We start from the raw sequence: 17687 nt of genomic DNA on the forward strand, positions 1-17687 counted from the left end.
GCTCCGTGAGCCGGTCAATATAAAACGCAGGCGTTGGAAAAATCCATAGAACTTACTAAAGTAGAAAAGCAAAAAGGAAGCAGTTATAGACAGATCATGAAGGCTACCTCCATTTTTGGAGGGGTACAGGTCTTTAATATCCTAATTTCTATTTTGCGATCCAAAATTATGGCGGTGCTACTAGGTCCTGCCGGCGTTGGTATTTTGGGATTGCTCAATACTACAATATTATTAATCAGTTCGTTGACGAATTTTGGCCTTGGAATCAGTGGCGTAAAGGACATTGCCACGGCGAAAGATTCCAATGATGAATTCCGCTTGGCCAAAACGATAAGCGTACTTAACCGATTAATTTGGCTAACAGGAGTTGCAGGTTCCTTGATTACACTCTTTGGGGCGAAATGGCTGAGTCAAATGGCTTTTGGAAATACAGAATATACCATCGCCTTTATCTGGTTGTCCATAACCGTACTTCTAAAGCAATTGGCCAGTGGCCATTTTGTGATTTTACAAGGATTACGGAAACTTAAGGACTTGGCAAAAGCCAATATGATCGGTTCCGCCATTGGCCTTGCATTGTCGATACCTTTTTACTACTATTTGGGTCTGGAAGGGATAGTGCCAGGTTTGGTGATAACCGCTCTAGCAACTTTTATCGTTGCACTTTATTTTGGTAAAAGCATTAAAAAAGAACGGGTTCCTTTACCTTTCAAAGAATTGAAGGCGGAAGGAAAGGGCATGATGACCATGGGTTTTATATTGAGCCTCAGCGGAATTATGGTATTGGGCGAATCCTATATTTTAAGGGTTTTTATCAATTATTCCGGAGGCGTGGAGGAAGTAGGGCTTTACAATGCAGGAATTGCCCTGATAACTACGTATGTTGGATTGCTTTTTACAGCGATGGAAACTGACTATTACCCTAGGCTTGCTTCCGTGGCCTTAAATAATTCAAAGGCAAATGAACTAATTAACCAACAAACCGAAATAGCCTTGTTGATTTTGGCACCGGTATTGGTGGGGTTAATGGTATTTATCGATTGGGTCATTATCATTCTGTATTCTTCAGAATTCTTAGCAGCCAACGTAATGATTTATTGGGCCTTTTTAGGACTCTTCTTTAAGGTTCCCGCATGGGTGATAGGCTTTATATTTATTGCGAAGGGAAAAAGTAAACTGTTCTTTTGGAACGAGTTGATTTCCAATCTCTATCTCTTGCTATTCAACATTCTAGGTTATTATTATTGGGGGCTGGAAGGTTTGGGGATTTCCTTTTTGGTGTCGTACGTGGTTTACCTAGGGCAGGTTTATTTTATAGCAAGTAGAAAATATCAGTTTTCCTTCCAAAAGGGATTCTCAAGGATTTTTGGTTTGCAATTCATCTTTGGAGTGCTGTGCTTGGTCGGTATTACTATGTCGAATACACTTTGGATGTATATCTTGGGCGTCCTTCTTATCCTTTTATCCGGATATTTTTCCTTTTTGGAATTGGATAAACGCCTAGGTCTGATGCAACTCATTTCGGGGTTTTTGGGTAAGAAATAAGCAATCGGCAGAACTAATTACAATGAGCGATATTAAAAAACTGGCACTTTATGGGGTTTTGTTCGTTCTAATCTATTTAGGACCTGTACCTGTGGGCCCAACTACGTTTTCCCAATTCTGGAAGATTCCCCTTTTTCTTTTTTTGGTTTGGCAGGTTTTGATCATTCGTAATAGAAGGAAGCCAAATTTTATAAAGTGGTCCTATGCCAGAGCGGCAAAAAACCTGGTCACGGCCAATTTTTCAGTAAGTTACCTTGTAGGCAGCTTAGATTTTTTTCGATACATGATGTTTCCCTTAATGTTTGAGTATGTCTCTTTTAAAATTAAGGATTTGAGAAGCTTGGATAAGACTTTACTTGGTTTTGCCCAGTTTATTATTATTTCGGGCCTACCATTTGTACTGGGTATTTTAGAAAGTAAAGCCAAAGATACGATGGCAAATGATGTATCGGAAAGTTTTGCGGGCATGTTTCAGAATACCCATGGTGCCTCCATAACCTTCTCCGCGGCGGTGCTTATATTATTGGCTTTTTTAAAGATGAATTCAAGCATAATCAAGTATCGAAAACTGAATTATGCCTTATCGCTTTTTGGTGTGTATTTAATTTACTTAACATTTGTGAGAACAGGTTATGCGATGTTCGCCATAGGTCTGGTATTCCTATACCTTCCCAAGAAACTTTCTTTTAAGCAAGTAATAACGGCTACCCTTGCCATTAGCCTATTCGTGGCAGGTTTTTTTTATTTGTTGGAAACTAGCGAAACATTCTATAATCGGATTTTTGACATCCGTAATGGCAGACAGACTGCCGCTGGATCCGGTAGACTCATTTTCTGGCAGGCCGCCGTTGAACTTTGGTATAGCGGTAATCTTTTTGAAATGGTATTTGGATTTGGGTTTGATGCCCTTGTGGACAAGATTCAAGAAGATACGGGCCTTAGAGTGTATGCCCATAATGAGATTTTTACCCAACTGGGCCAGAACGGGTTATTGGGTATCTTCTTTTTTTTCGGATTCCTGGTATCACTATTAAAGTTTATATGGAGAAGAAAAAACCTGCCATCCTATAGGTTGGCATTATCCGTTTATTTTATTTATCTATCCTTAATGCTAACACAAGGTGGCATGTGGTTCGAACTGGATGTGTTTATGATTTTAGTGTTCGCCAAGCTGCAATTGGAAGGAAATTATTTTAGGCAAGTAAAGTATTTAGAGATAAAGTCCAAAGGTAAGTTGAATTATGTGGGATAAACATGTAAAGCTCATGAGGAATGTAATTGTAACCATACCCAACCTAAGCGCTCCAGGCGGTGTAAATTTTTATTGGGATGCATTGTTGCCTTATTTGAAGGCCAGTGGCAATATTTCAATAAAGACAATGGAAGTTGGCGGATATGGCAAAAACATAATAGCTCCATTTATCGAACTATGGCGATTTTATAAAACCGTTGATGCCGATATAGAACTTGTGATATTGAATCCATCCCTTGGATTTAAAAGTTTCTTCAGGGATGCCTTTTTTGCCAGAATGCTATTTAAAAGAAAAAAGGAGTTCATTACCTTTTTTCATGGCTGGGACCTTGAATTTGAAAAAAAGGTTTCGCAAAAATTTGTAAAATTTTTTCTTTGGAGCTATGGCAAATCCACAAAAATTATTGTGCTTGCGGAGGAGTTTAAAGCAAAATTGCTCCATTGGGGATACACCGGTGAAGTCATTATAGAAACTACCGCTGTTGACAATACATTGCTAATGCACATCGATTCCTTTAAAAATGTAAAAGAAAAGCAAAAAACCACAATCCTCTTTATGTCCAGAATGGTAAAGGAAAAGGGTATTTATGAAACAATTGCCGCATTTAAGGCTATTAGAGAAAGCCATGATATTGAATTGATTATAGCAGGGGATGGTACGGAGCTTTATGATATAAAGGAAATGGTAAAGGATGATAAGGATATCATAGTTAAGGGGCATGTAATTGGAAGTGAAAAAGCGAGAATACTAAGGAATAGCGATATTTATTGCCTGCCAAGTTATACGGAAGGACTGCCTACCACGGTTCTTGAGGCTATGGCTTTTGGCCTTACAGTCATTACCTCGCCCGTAGGAGGATTAAAGGATTTTTTCAAGGATGGGAAAATGGGATACTTTGTCAATTCAAGGAGTTCCGATGAAATCGCGGGAAAGTTCCAAAAGTTGTTGTCCAATAAAAGTCTGATTGAAGAAATGGGTATTTACAACCGTAAGTTTGCGAATGAAAACCTTACGGCCGAGCATATTGCGAAACGAGTTGGTCGATATTTAAATGCCGGGCACGAGAATTTAAACAAAAAATAGTAGAACCATTTTAACAATTTCAAGTTCATGGATGGTAAAACGGACAAGGTTTACGTATTGTTCGAGGACGATATAGAAATTTTAGGGAACGGACAGGGTCATGTGTTTTATAGACAATATTTGCCCATTCTCCAATACGTTGAGCTGTTGAAAAAATACAGAATAAAATCAAGCTTTTATGTAGATATGGCCCATCTTCTTTTTTTACGAAAAAACGCGGCCATAAAGGATTTTGGCCTTCAAGCAGATTATATTGAAAAAACTATAGAACATCTGCTTCAATGCAATATGGAAGTACAACTTCACTTGCATCCTCAATGGGTCAATGCCCGTATGGAGAACGATGAAATCAAGGTTGCCGATGAATGGAATATTGGCCAATTAAGTGAAAATGACCAAACAGAATTGGTAAGGAAATCACTTTCATATCTTAATGACGTCATAGAAAAGACCAATATAACCAATCCAATTACTTCCTTTAGGACTGGTTCTTGGGGTATTCAACCCTTCCAAAACCTATTTGAAACGTTCAATGAGGTAGGCATAAAGACCGTTTTGGGCCCTGTTAAAGGCTTAAAAATACCTAGGTTGGCAATTGACTATTCCAATATGGAAAGTGATACGGTTCCCTATTATTGTGACAAAACGGACTGTAATAAAATAGGAATTGAAAAAGGCGCCATTGTGGTACCCATGACACCTACCTTTTTAAATTGGATTGATTTGGGACGTTATTATCTCCACAGCAAGTTTAAAAGCATTAAGAAAACGTATGATAAGGACTTGGACCTTAACAAAAAAGTATTGAACACAAAATATATAGATCCCACTGAGGGCAAAGATAGAATTACCCTCTCCCTAAGGCCCTTTAAAACCCATTTAAAAATGAATGCCCAACCTTTTTGGCTTCTCAAAAAGACTTTTAAAAGGTCCTTTGATTACGTCATGGGGAATGACAATGGGTTTAAATTGATTGTAGTTGAAACACACAGTAAGGATTTTAAGAACAATTTTGATGCTATTGAAAGGTTTTTTGACCATCTCAACAATGCTTATGATGGGTTGGAATTTATAACTGCCAATAGTTTATGGGACGCAATCGAAAAACAAACAGTAAAACCTTTAGTTAAAAATCAATAATAGAATTGGGTGCAATTTTTGAATTCGAAATATAAATTAGTAAGGAAAAAGGTAATTGAACATTTTAAACTTAGCTCTTCCGTTTCGGACGACCTGATTTTGAGAACGATTCATTTGGGAAGGTTAAGGGGAAAATTACCTGATTTTTGCACAACGTATTTGCTGGAAACTTTTCTGGCATTGAAGGATGTTCGTTTTTTCAATGAGTATCTATGGGTCATAGGTTCCGGTGAACTATCAGAAAGGGCAAGCGATTATTTTTACAATAATCTGGACAAAAGTGGACATTACTCGTATTGTTATGATCAAAATCTAAAGTATTGCCTAAGCTTGGATAGTGATCTGGCTCAGGTCAGTAAGGAGGATTTCAAAGACAAATACATAGCCTTGATAGGTAGTCCCTTTCACTTTTTTTATGCTTTTAAAGCCTTAAAAAGGCTAGGGGTCTGTGTAGATGTGCTAAATATCAAATATCATCCAAACAGAGTTTTAAAACACCTCTTTAATAATACCTTGGTCTCTATGGTATACCGATGGTTTTTTGGTCGGGCAAACTATTTTGAAATAAACATACCAAACAAGCGATTCCTGAAAAGTATAAGGACACCCAAAACCTATGACATGGGTTTTCATAAATTAGGCTTTATCATCCATCAAAATTTGATCGATCAGTTTCCAGAGGGCCTGATCAATGACCACTGGGGGGCGTTGCCACTGTTCAAGGGAAGGTCTACCTTGGACTATTCAAAACTGTTTGGTGCCAATATGATTGTCACCAATCACCTAATAAGTCCCAAAATAGATTCTGGAAGCATTCTGTGCTATACATTGATTTCCGCCAATAGGCTAAAAAGGGATATTTATTTGGGCCTAGGCAAAAGAATCGTAAAATCACTGTCTTTACTGGCATCTGGTACTGTGAAGTCCGTAGATAATACAAAAGGAAAAATGTTCTATGAAATGCACCCTTGGCTATTGGCACGCACAAGGGAAATTACTAACAAAGTAAAAGTTAATTAAATTGGGAACCTGGACTAATACGAAGAATCATGGAGGATAAAGTATATCTATTAATGGAGGATGATACCGAGATTTTTGGCAACGGCACCGGACATGTAATGCACAGAGTTTACTTGCCAGTGGTACGTTATTGCGAAATATTAAAGGAATACAAAGCCAAATCCACGTTTTACATTGATATGGCCCATTGGTTGTTTCTTAATGAAAACGCTGGATTTAAAGATTTCAGATTTCAGGCAGAATTGATAGAGACAACCATTGTACACCTTTTAAAAAATGATATGGAGGTCCAGCTACACCTTCATTCCCAATGGGCAAATGCGAGAATAGAGAATGGTCAGGTTTATGTAACTGATAAATGGAATATTGGCCAATTGGACAAAGAGGATCAGGAAAAGATTTTTCTGAATGGGGCAAAACGCCTACGGGAAGTTATCGTCAATGCTGGATATCAGAATGAATTCAATTCCTTTAAGGCAGGATCTTGGGGTTTACAGCCTTTCCATTTTTTATATGATACGTTTGTAGATCAAGGGGTTAAAATAGTCTTAGGTCCAACAAAGGATTTAGTATTGCCTGCTCTGGATTTGGATTATTCAGGTATGGAAAGCGAAATATCGCCCTATTATTGTAGAAAGGAAGATATAAATAGTATAGGGGATAAGATGGATATTACCATTGTTCCCATGACACCTACTTATCTTAACTGGATAGATTTGGCACGGTATGTCATTCATGTAAAGTATAGGAACTTTATGGAGCGTAATGACAAGGATTTGGATATCTATGGCATACCTAATGAAGTCCTTAAGCTTAACCCAGTTTTTAATAGAGACAGCATACATTCTTTGCGTATGCCCTATAAAACCAACTTGAAAATGAACAAACAGCCTTATTGGTATTTAAAAAAAACGTTCAGGAGGGCGTACGATCTGGTAATGAAAAATGATTATGACTATAAACTAATGGTATTGGAGACCCATACCAAAGATTTTAAAAATGTGTTTCAAGACATTGATAAGTTTATGAAGCACCTAACCTCCAATTATGAAAATATTGAATTTATAACAACTTCAGATTTGGTTGAACACATAAAGCAGGGAAAGCTTAACCCTCTTTTTAAATCATAAAAATGATCAGGCTCTTAATGAGAAGCATTTTATTCGCAATTTAATCGGTACCAACCAATAGTTTATCAATGGCTGTAGATAGGGAATGTATTTTGAAATGTTGTCAAACCAATGACCTGTCATGTTACGACCCGTATGATATATGGATGACCGATTTGGGCATACAGGTAAAGTCCCTGTTCAATAAAAACAAGTATTTGGGAATACTTCCCGCAGCCGCTTTAACACTATTTGACCATTTCCTAAACAACAATACCCGGCTCGGATACAAAAGAAGGGAGTACCCAACCGCAAGGGCGATGGCGGCACTTACCCTTTTGAATCTCTATAAAATTGAACATAAGGAATCATACATACAGGTAGCCAAATTGCATTTGGACTGGCTACTTGAGAACACCTGTAAAGGCTATGCCGGTCTCTGTTGGGGATTAGGCTTTAAATGGGCCGCCGGCGAGGGATTGGACTACAATGAGAACACGCCGTTCAGTACCCACACCCCCTATGCCCTGGAAGCGATACATACCTATGTGCAAATAACCAAGGATACGAGCTATATCCGCCACATAAAAAGCATATTTGATTTTTATGAAAACGACATAAAGGTCCTTTATGAAAATGATACCGAAATGGCCACCTCCTACGGCCCGTCCAAGGACAGACTGGTCACCAATTCGGTTTCCTACACCATGTACGCCTATGCTATTTTTTTAGGCTATTTCCCCGATAAAGAAGATGCTATCAAGGAAAAAATTGGCAAGTTGTACAACTTTATTCAAAAAAGGCAACGTAGTGATGGTTCATGGTTGTATTCGCCCGATGATGAAGATTCCTTTATAGATTGTTTCCATAGCTGTTTCGTGCTCAAGAATATCGATAAAACCCATCAAATTGTACCGTTAAGGGAAGCTGAGAGAACCACAAACATGGGCTATGATTATTTAAAGCTTCATTTTTACGCATCCAAGGACGGACTTTTCAAAAGGTTTAGCCTTAGCAATAAACCCTCCATTATAAAATACGATCTGTACGATAACGCGGAGTTTTTACATTTGGCCGTGTTACTGCGAGATCTTGATTTTGCCAAAAAATTGGCAGCTTCCATAGACTTGAAATTTTGTAAAGGGGATGCTATTTATTCGGTCATTGATATGTTCAATTTCCGAAAAAACAAGAACACCTTACGTTGGGCCAAAATGCCCTATTTATATGCGCTATCGACATTCCATCTTTTTCAAGAATAAAGCTTTCCAGTCTCGATGGTGTTCATTTTGTGGTGAATAAGGGTCGTTCGTCTAGCGGCATTCCGGGCTTTGGAACCGTGATTTTTTGTCCAACTTCATTTTGTCCATCGCTTATGGTGTTTAATCGTGTTTTTATGTTATTGCCGTTACGATGAATTTTCTTTGTCCTTGGTAACCTTTGCATGAAAACACTAACAAACTAGCTATATGTGCGGAATTTTAGGATCGGTAAACATACCCTTTTCGGAGGATATCCTCGATTTGATTGCGCATAGGGGGCCGGATGATTTTGGTATTGAAAGGTTCCAAATAGGCGAACACGATGTTCATTTTGGACATCGCAGGTTATCCATAGTCGATTTGAGTCCCGCGGGGCATCAGCCCATGGTATCCCCATGCGGAAATTATGTCCTCATTTTTAACGGTGAGATCTACAATCATCAAGAATTAAGACAACGGTTACCCAAGAATTTGGAATTTAAGGGACATTCAGATAGTGAAACCCTGTTGTATTATCTAATCAATTTTGGTCAGCAAGGCATTGCTGACCTTAATGGAATATTTGCCTTTGCCTTTGCGGATAAGGCGAAGAAGCGAATGATTTTAGCTCGGGATCCTTTTGGTGTAAAACCTTTGTATTATTCCCATAGTGAGAACGGACTTGTTTTTTCATCTGAAATTAGACCGATTCAGGCACTCCTGAATGAGAATGAATTTGATGGACAGGCACTGGCCAGTTTGTTGAGATTGCGATACAATGCCGCTCCTAGGACACTTTTTAAAAATGTTCAAAAAGTCCCTTCCGGTCATAGTATTATTTGGGATATTTCCGATGCCAAAATCACCCATGAATCCCATTTTTATGCTTCCCAATTGCCCAAAACCATAAAAGGCGGTAAAAAGGAATTGGTGGATGCCTACGGAGATATTGTGGAAGCATCCGTAAAAAGACAATTGTTATCAGATGTTGAAGTTGGGGTATTATTGAGTGGCGGCATAGACAGCGCCATGATCGCGGCACTTGCAAAAAAGCACTATACCGGAAAATTGAAGGCGTTTACCATCGGTTTTGAAGGGGAGTTCGAAGAGGACGAAATAGCCGATGCCAAGGAAACTGCTGAACTTTTGGGCCTTGAACATCACGTGGAGAAGATTTCGTTTCATGATTTTCTCGGCTTGATAAAGGAGTGTTCCCGTATTGTGGAAGAACCCTTGGCAACGACTTCCATGATACCCATGTATTACTTGGCCAAGTTGGCTGCGGGGCATGTAAAGGTTGTATTGACAGGTCAAGGTGCCGATGAACCTTTAGGGGGATATACCCGATACCGTTCGGAAATTATCAGGGAACATTTGCCATCCCCGATAAGGTCCGTATTGAAACCCACATTTCAACTTTTGGGAACCAAGAACGATCAATTGATCCGTGGGGCCAAGACCATGGAAATTGCCAATGAAATGGAGCGGTTCCTTTCGGTATATGAAATTTTTGACAAAGAGGAGATACAGGCATTACTTGGTAAAGAAGACAATCTCAGTAAAGAATTGATCGGTCATTTTTATGCTACATTGGACTGTAAATCCCGTAACCATCCGACCGAAAAAATGATGGCCCTGGATACCCGTCTCAACCTCTCAGACGACCTTTTGAACTATACGGATAAAATAACGATGAACTTTGCCTTGGAATGTAGGGTTCCCATGCTGGATCTGGAATTGGTGCGTTTTATGGAATCACTTCCTTTGGAACGAAAGGTCAATTACCGTGAAGGAAAATTGATACACAAGGCCTATGCTGAAAAATTATTGCCAAAAAAGATAATCAACAGAAAGAAGAAAGGTTTTCAATCCCCTACCAATAGGTGGTTCAGGGAAGAAATGGAAACTTTAAAAAGGTTATTGTTAGATTCCTCTTCGGCCTTTTCAAAGGTATTCAACCTATCCTCCGTAACTAAAATTCTACACGATCACGCATCGGGATATAACAAGGAGAAACAAATTTTTCTATTACTGAGCATCTATTATTGGTTCGAATCTAATGACACTAACTAAAAAAAATATGGTTTGGGAAATGTTGAACGGGGTCAAGACCGCCGTTCCCAATTCGCGCGAGGAACTACTGGACTACGTATTCGAGAACAAGAATATCCTGGTAGCCGTAAATGCGGAAAAAATCCATCATGCCACGGAACTTTCAAAAGAAATTATCAACAGAAACGTTGGCTATCCAGATGGCGTAGGGGCCGTTTGGGCCCTCAACAGGAAGGGACATAAAAAGGCGCAAAAGATTCCTGGGTGCGAGCTCTGGTTGGATATTGTGGCCAAATACCATGACAGCAAGAGTTTTTTTCTCATGGGTGGGGAAGATACGGTTATCAACAAAACGGTGGAGCTTTTAAAGACACGGTATCCCAATATGAACCTAGTGGGATACCGTAACGGTTTTCTAAAAGATCAAAAAGAAAAGGAAGACCTATTGGAAGAGATTGCTTTAAAACGCCCCGATGTGGTCTTTGTGGCCATGGGCAGCCCCAGACAGGAGCTTTTGATGGAAGAGATGGCGAAGCTACATGCTGCCGTCTATCAAGGACTAGGCGGAAGTTTTGATGTTTTTACCGGCAAAGTTCACAGGGCACCGGAATGGTGGATCAAAAATGGCCTCGAGGGTGTTTACAGGACCATGAAAGAACCCAAGAAGCGTGTAATGAGAGATATTAGGGTATTGCCCTTTTTTATGAATTTAATATTGAACAGGCTATGATACATCTCGCAAAAGCATCCGATTTTAAAGCTTGGAACGGTTTCCTCGAGGAGGAGAAGGAACGACAGCTTGTTACCATTGCCCACAACCCTTCCTTGGGACGCATTTTAGCCAAGACCTTTGGTTACAAGGAAGAGAATATGTTTATCATGAAGGATGACCAGATCATTGGTGTCCTTCCCGCTGTAAAGGTGGGTAAAAAACTGGTATCCATGCCCCATTTTTCATATGGTGGTCCTATTTTTTGTTCCAAGTCCAAGGAAAATCTGGAAGTTTCCAACCTTTTGAACGAAACCAGTTTTGAAGTAAGGGGGCTACAGAAAGTGACGGATAATTTTTATGCCAATAAGATCTTGTCCAAGGTAAAACTCAAGAATTGTCCGGAAGAACAGTTTATGAACATATCCTCATCGGCCCGAAGAAAGATACGACAAGCGAGAAAGAGAAATTTTCAAACGAAGCATGGAGGCTTGGAGCTGCTGGACGATTTCTATAAAATATATTCAAAAAGAATGTTCCAAAAAGGTTCGCCTCCATTGGGGAAGGATTTTTTTAGGAACCTCTTGTCGGATTATGAACATGGCAAGGCCCAAATTTCCGCAATATATTCCAATGGGAATGTTGCGGCTGCCGGACTAACGCTATGTTATAAGGATTTTAATGAACTATGCTGGGTAAGTTCAGACAAAAAGTATGACAAGTATAATGTAAACTCTTTGTTATACTGGAATATCATTAAGGACTCCATTGCAAATGGTTACTGTTATTTTTCCATGGGAAGGTCCACGGTCAATAGTACCAACCATAGATTTAAAAAACAATGGAACCCCATAGAATTGCCACTCTTTTTTAACCACTCCCATTCCGTAGGAAAGTCAATTAAGGAATTCACGTTTTTAACGAAGCTCTGGAAGCTCCAGCCATTTAAAACATCCGTTCTTTTTGGGAAATACATCTCCAAATATGTGTATTGACAGCGAATGGAAACCAAAAAAAATAAAATGACCAATAACCCTAATGATACAGTTCATCAACGTGCTGTTTTGGAGTTGTGCCAGGATACAAACGTTTGGAATTCCTTTTTGGAACATGAAAAGGAACACCAAATGGTAACCATTGCGCATAACCCATCCTTGGGCGAAATATTGGAGAAAAGCTTTGGGTATAAGTCCTTTAACTATGCAGTAAAGGAACATGGTGAGGTGATAGGGCTTTTTCCAACCGTTCAAATAGGGAGGAAATTGGTTTCAATGCCCCATTTTTCCTATGGAGGCCCATTCTTAAAACATACTGTTAAAAGGAAGTATAAAGTATCCGAGATGCTCCCTACCAAAAAGTTCGAGGTTCGATCTTTTGAAAAATTGACGGGGGAGGTATTCGATAAAAAAATCAGCTGTGTCGTACCACTACAACCTACGGTCAAGGAACAGATAATGACCTTCAAATCCAAACTGCGCCAAAAGCTTCGGAAGGCCTCAAATCTGGATTTTTCGGTCAGGGTAGGCGGCTTGGAACTGTTGGATGATTTTTATGATTTGTACAGTAAAAAGATGTTGAAATTTGGGTCTCCTACCATAGGTAAGATTTTTTACAAAAACCTCTTGGAATACTATCAATTTGGTGAGGCGGGCATTACCGTAATTAACGAGGGTGACAAAGTGATTGCTGCCGGATTTTCCTTGTCCTACCTGAATTTTAATGAAATCTGCTGGTCTGCCACGGATTGTGCCTATGACAAACACAATCTACATGCCCTGATCTGTTGGGAAATGATGAAAAACTCCATCGGAAAGTATGACTACTTCTCTTTTGGTAGGTCTACGAAAGAGAGCAACAACCATCGGTTTAAAAAACAGTGGAACCCCTTGGAGCTTCCCATTTATTATAATTATTCGGAGCCTGTGGGAGCATCTCTGAAGGAAATGACATTTCTAACAAAAATCTGGAAATTACAGCCTTTAAAATCTTCGGTATTTTTTGGGCACTATATTTCAAAATACGTTTACTAGATGAATATTCTGACTTTTGACATTGAAGAGTGGTATCATATTTTGGACAATCCGTATACAAAAACCCCTAAGGAATGGGCCAATTTTGAAACGCGGATCCATCAAAATATGGAAACCATCCATGATATATTACATACGGGAAACCTGAGCGCAACATTTTTTGTTGTGGGTTGGATAGCAGAAAAATTCCCTGAGGTGGTGCGTGAAATTGCCTCAAAGGGATATGAAATTGGTAGTCATACCCATTTACATCAATTGGCCTACGAACAGGATAGAAAGACTTTTAAAAAGGACGTAGAAAAATCCATAAAGACTCTGGAGGATTGTACCGGGAAAAAAGTCCGCGCATTCAGGGCTCCCGGTTTTTCCATTACTGAAAGCAATAAGTGGGCATTTGAGGTTTTATATGAATTGGGTATCACGGTCGATTCCTCCGTGTTTGCTGCCAAGAGAGGTCATGGTGGACTATCCGAATACGGGACAAGTAAACCTTCCCTACTTAGATACAACGGTGTGGAGCTAAAGGAATTCCCTATTAATACGCACCCTGTAATGGGTCGGCAACTTATCTTTTCGGGTGGAGGATATTTTAGGTTATTTCCATATCCGTTTATCAAGCAATTCAGTAAAAATTCGGATTACATAATGACCTATTTCCACCCAAGGGATTTTGATCATGGACAGCCCATTCTACAGGGTCTTTCTCCATTCAGAAAATTCAAGTCGTATGTCGGCCTTAAAAATTGCAAGTCAAAATTGGAGCGATGGATCCAGGACTTTGAATTTGTGGACCTGGATACCGCGATAAGGCAAATAGATTGGGCCAAGGTAGCCACTGTGGAATTGGAAGCGGCGGAACAAGAGTGCGTCTCCCTTTTGTCAACAAGGGCCTAAAAAAGACTATATCCAACCGAAGAAATTTGAAGATGAAAAAAATAACCATTATTGCAGGTGCAAGACCCAACTTCATGAAAATTGCACCAATTATTCACGCATTGAAGGAGGCCCAGGACAAAGGCATAAAAATTGATTATAGGCTGATTCACACCGGTCAACACTATGACGAGAAAATGTCCGGTAGTTTTTTTGAGCAACTTCAAATTCCGGAACCCCACGTAAACCTTGCTGCTGGTGGAGGTACGCAAGCGGAACAGACGGCAGCGATCATGCTCAAGTTTGAAAAGGAACTCTTGGAAAACCCCGCGAATTTGGTCTTGGTTGTAGGCGATGTCACCTCTACCATGGCCTGTGCAATAGTAGCCCAAAAACTCCATACAAAAGTGGCCCATGTAGAGGCCGGAATACGATCAAATGATTGGAGTATGCCCGAGGAAATCAACAGGCTTTTGACCGATGCCATCACCAATTACTATTTTACCACTTCAGAATTGGCGAACCAAAACCTTTTGGCAAGTGGGGCAAATCCTGAAACAATTTTCTATGTAGGTAATACAATGATCGATACGCTTTTAAAGCAGCGCCCCCGTTTTAGAAAACCGGCTTTTTGGGACGAGCTTGGATTGCAGGATAAAAGTTACATGGTCATGACCTTACATAGACCGGCCAATGTAGACGAGGAAGCGAATTTGAAGACCCTCATCGATGAGATCATTCTGCATTCTGCACCCTATGATTTGGTATTTCCCGTACATCCTAGAACGGCGAAAGTTTTGGAAAGACTTAAAATTGCTGACAAACGCCTTCATTTGGTGGAACCTATGGGATATTTGGAATTCAATTACCTGGTAGAACGCGCCATGGCCGTTGTTACGGATTCCGGTGGTATTACCGAGGAAACCACCGTGATGGGTATTCCTTGTATGACCCTTAGGGACAATACGGAACGACCTGAAACGATTACCATTGGAACCAACGAACTTTTGGGTACTGATCCAAAGGCCATTAGGCCCGCCATGGAAAAATTGCTATCCGGGAATTGGAAGGTGGGTAGTATTCCACCGCTTTGGGATGGCGCCACGGCCCCCCGTATTATCGAAAATATATTGGGATTGAACGAATTATAATTAGACGGCAGGCAATTATCCGTAGCTTCGTCCGTTGAAGCCTGCAAAAAATTACTAAAATTCTGCGGTTCAATATAATCAAACAGTATCCTAAAATAGAGGTATGCAGCGTTTATTGGAGTTCTGTTTTTTCATTAAGTGTATCTAAAAGATTGCACGTACATTATGAGTGAAAGGCCATATATCTTAGATTTTAAGGAGGAGGACGAAACCGTTTCCATCCAAGACATACTTTTGAAATACACTCGGTTTTGGCCATGGTTCTTGGTTAGTTGTGCCATTTTTTTAGTGCTGGGGCACTACTATAGTAAATATGCACCTAAGACCTTTTATACAGAGGCCAAGATCAAAATTTTGGATGATGCCAAGGAACCCAAAATCATACCCAATGATAGGGTCGTAAACAACCCAAACCTTGGGTTGAACCTGGAAAACCATATAGAGGTTTTAAGATCTTACCGACTTTTAGGTGAGGTTGTGGACGAATTGGGACTGGATATTGATTATTACCAGTCCAACAACTTGGTGTTTTCCCAAATTTGGACGGCTCCTTTCGTTTTGCAAAAGCTTATGGATGATGAGGAAATCTCCAATCCATTGATCTACGAAATAGAAATGACATCCGCAGGATTCAATATTACGGATTCCGATGGTAACTTCTACCTTGTTTCTTATGAGGAAGAACGTGACCGGGAATTTAAATTGCCCTTTCGGATCATTTTGGGAGATATTGACCATGTAAATAGCCATAAAGATATTGTATACCGAGCAGTGCTACGTTCAAAAAGACAGGCCACCATGTTATTGTCAGAGGCATTGAAAATTGGAACATCTGAAAAACAAAGCGATGTAATAACACTTTCCATGAAAGGCAACAGTACGCAACGTACAGAAGCAATTTTGGATGCCATCGTTTACAAATTCGATAGCAACAGTTTGGAGGACAAACAACTTGTGGCCCAACACACATTATCCCTTATTGACCAACGATTCAAGGATTTGTCCACGGAATTGGATTCCATCGAATTGAGCAAGGAGGACTTTAAGAAATTGGAAGACCTTTCCTATATACAGGCCGATGCCAACGCGAGCTTGAGTAAGAGGACGATTAGTGAGAGTGAGGTATTACGATTAGAAACACAACTATCTTTGATTGGCATTTTAAAGAAGTCGTTGTACTCAGATGAGGCCTACGGCCTTTTGGCGGCGGATATAGGTCTAGCGAACCAGGCTTTGAACACTATGGTCCAGGATTATAACGAGTTGGCCAGGGAACGCCAAAAATTAATGCTTTCCGTAGGCAAGGACCACCCGAACCTCAAAAACCTTTCGGAGCGATTGGATTTTGCCAGGGATAACATCCTTAAGACAGTTGGGGTTTACGAGGCACAGATGAGAACTTCCTTGCGCACCTACAATGAGGAAAAGAGTAGGGCCGGTTCTGAATTTTCACAAATACCGGAACAGGAGCGAATTCTTCGATCTATTGAAAGACAGCAGAATATCAAGGAAAACCTTTATTTATTGCTCTTGCGAAAGCGGGAGGAAGCGGCCATTGACTATGCGGCACCCGCCTCATCGATCAAAGTAATCGACTACAGTGTTAGTGGACTTAAACCCGTTTGGCCCAAAAAAGTGTTGGTGTATCCAGTTTCACTGCTATTGGGTTTCATTTTGCCCTTTACCTTCATATTTTTCAAATCTTCCATGGATACCAAAGTCCAAGGTAGGGAGGAAATCGAAAAAATCAATCCGGAGATACCCACATTGATAGAGATTCCCTTTTTTAAGTACAAAAAGAATATGCACGGATTCCAAGAGGGCTCTGCATTGGCGGAATCGTACCGAATCTTAAGCACCAATACAGATTACCTAGTCCCCAAAAAGGAAGGTGGAAAAGTCGTTTTTGTGACTTCCGCGATCAAGGAAGAAGGTAAGACCATGACCGCCCTTAACTTATCGTTGGCCTATGCCAGTTTGGGAAAAAGGGTTCTATTGGTTGGGGCGGATCTCCGCAATCCAAAGTTGCACAGTTATATGGATTTGGATAGGAATTCACCTGGGCTTTCGGATTATTTAAAAAATGCTTGGTTTGATTTTCAGGATGGTATCCAATTCGGTTTTAAGAAAAACTTTAATCACCACGTTTACCTAAGTGGGTTTATTCCAGAAAGTGCCCCTGCGCTACTTTCCAATAAGCGTTTTGCTGAATTTTTAGAGGAAGCCAAAAGAAGTTACGATTATGTTGTAATGGATACCGCACCTACAATGTTGGTTACGGATACCTTCCTTATTTCGGACCTTGCAGATGTCACCTTATTTGTGTTGCGTTCAGGTATGACGGACAAAAACCTATTGCAATTTTCAAAGGAATTGCACAAAAACAAAAAGCTAAAAAATATGGCCTATGTAGTGAACGCCGTGGGTAACCTCAAGCATAGGAAGTACAATTATGGCTATGCGTATGGCTATAATGGCTAA

Annotated in this window: 14 protein-coding genes; all 14 read left to right on the forward strand. The window is 40.0% G+C overall.

The annotated features are described in order from the left end of the window. The first annotated feature begins 33 nt into the window (after positions 1-33). The 14 genes from F0361_RS11055 (at position 34) to F0361_RS11120 (ending at position 17687) form a co-directional block, all read left to right on the forward strand. Entirely contained in the window at positions 34-1545 is a 1512-nt protein-coding gene (locus F0361_RS11055) for an O-antigen translocase (protein ID WP_211361165.1), read from the forward strand. Positions 1546-1567: 22 nt separating this feature from the next. Continuing rightward, positions 1568-2797: an O-antigen ligase family protein gene (locus tag F0361_RS11060; RefSeq protein WP_154918675.1), complete on the forward strand. Its 1230-nt coding sequence runs from the start codon at positions 1568-1570 to the stop codon at positions 2795-2797. Between the two features lie 13 nt (positions 2798-2810). Further along, on the forward strand, positions 2811-3881 hold the full coding sequence (locus F0361_RS11065; protein WP_161598232.1) for a glycosyltransferase family 4 protein: 1071 nt from the start codon (positions 2811-2813) through the stop codon (positions 3879-3881). Between the two features lie 27 nt (positions 3882-3908). After that, positions 3909-5021, forward strand: a complete 1113-nt coding sequence (locus F0361_RS11070; protein WP_154918677.1) for a polysaccharide deacetylase family protein — start codon at positions 3909-3911, stop codon at positions 5019-5021. Positions 5022-5039: 18 nt separating this feature from the next. Beyond that, positions 5040-6041, forward strand: coding sequence for a hypothetical protein (locus tag F0361_RS11075; protein ID WP_154918678.1), 1002 nt, complete (start codon positions 5040-5042; stop codon positions 6039-6041). A 29-nt stretch (positions 6042-6070) separates the two neighbouring features. After that, positions 6071-7171, forward strand: coding sequence for a polysaccharide deacetylase family protein (locus F0361_RS11080; RefSeq protein ID WP_154918679.1), 1101 nt, complete (start codon positions 6071-6073; stop codon positions 7169-7171). A gap of 68 nt (positions 7172-7239) precedes the next feature. Beyond that, complete coding sequence (locus tag F0361_RS11085) at positions 7240-8412, forward strand: hypothetical protein (protein WP_154918680.1); 1173 nt, start codon at positions 7240-7242, stop codon at positions 8410-8412. 207 nt (positions 8413-8619) lie between these two features. Beyond that, positions 8620-10464, forward strand: coding sequence for an asparagine synthase (glutamine-hydrolyzing) (gene asnB, locus F0361_RS11090; RefSeq protein ID WP_154918681.1), 1845 nt, complete (start codon positions 8620-8622; stop codon positions 10462-10464). Next, complete coding sequence (locus tag F0361_RS11095) at positions 10451-11173, forward strand: WecB/TagA/CpsF family glycosyltransferase (RefSeq protein ID WP_246160873.1); 723 nt, start codon at positions 10451-10453, stop codon at positions 11171-11173. The genes asnB and F0361_RS11095 overlap by 14 nt, the downstream gene beginning before the upstream one ends. Beyond that, positions 11170-12147 carry a GNAT family N-acetyltransferase gene (locus F0361_RS11100; RefSeq protein WP_154918682.1) on the forward strand — a complete coding sequence of 326 codons (978 nt, stop codon included), beginning with the start codon at positions 11170-11172 and terminating at the stop codon, positions 12145-12147. Before F0361_RS11095 ends, F0361_RS11100 begins: the two co-directional genes overlap by 4 nt. 27 nt (positions 12148-12174) lie before the next feature. Beyond that, positions 12175-13182, forward strand: a complete 1008-nt coding sequence (locus F0361_RS11105; protein ID WP_154918683.1) for a GNAT family N-acetyltransferase — start codon at positions 12175-12177, stop codon at positions 13180-13182. Beyond that, entirely contained in the window at positions 13183-14076 is an 894-nt protein-coding gene (locus F0361_RS11110; RefSeq protein ID WP_154918684.1) for a polysaccharide deacetylase family protein, read from the forward strand. Positions 14077-14108: 32 nt separating this feature from the next. Beyond that, positions 14109-15206 carry a non-hydrolyzing UDP-N-acetylglucosamine 2-epimerase gene (gene wecB, locus F0361_RS11115; RefSeq protein ID WP_154918685.1) on the forward strand — a complete coding sequence of 366 codons (1098 nt, stop codon included), beginning with the start codon at positions 14109-14111 and terminating at the stop codon, positions 15204-15206. Between the two features lie 165 nt (positions 15207-15371). Next, a complete protein-coding gene (locus tag F0361_RS11120; RefSeq protein WP_154918686.1) occupies positions 15372-17687 on the forward strand; it encodes a GumC family protein in 2316 nt (771 codons plus the stop codon).

Source organism: Maribacter flavus, from assembly GCF_008386635.1.
GTDB lineage: Bacteria > Bacteroidota > Bacteroidia > Flavobacteriales > Flavobacteriaceae > Maribacter > Maribacter flavus.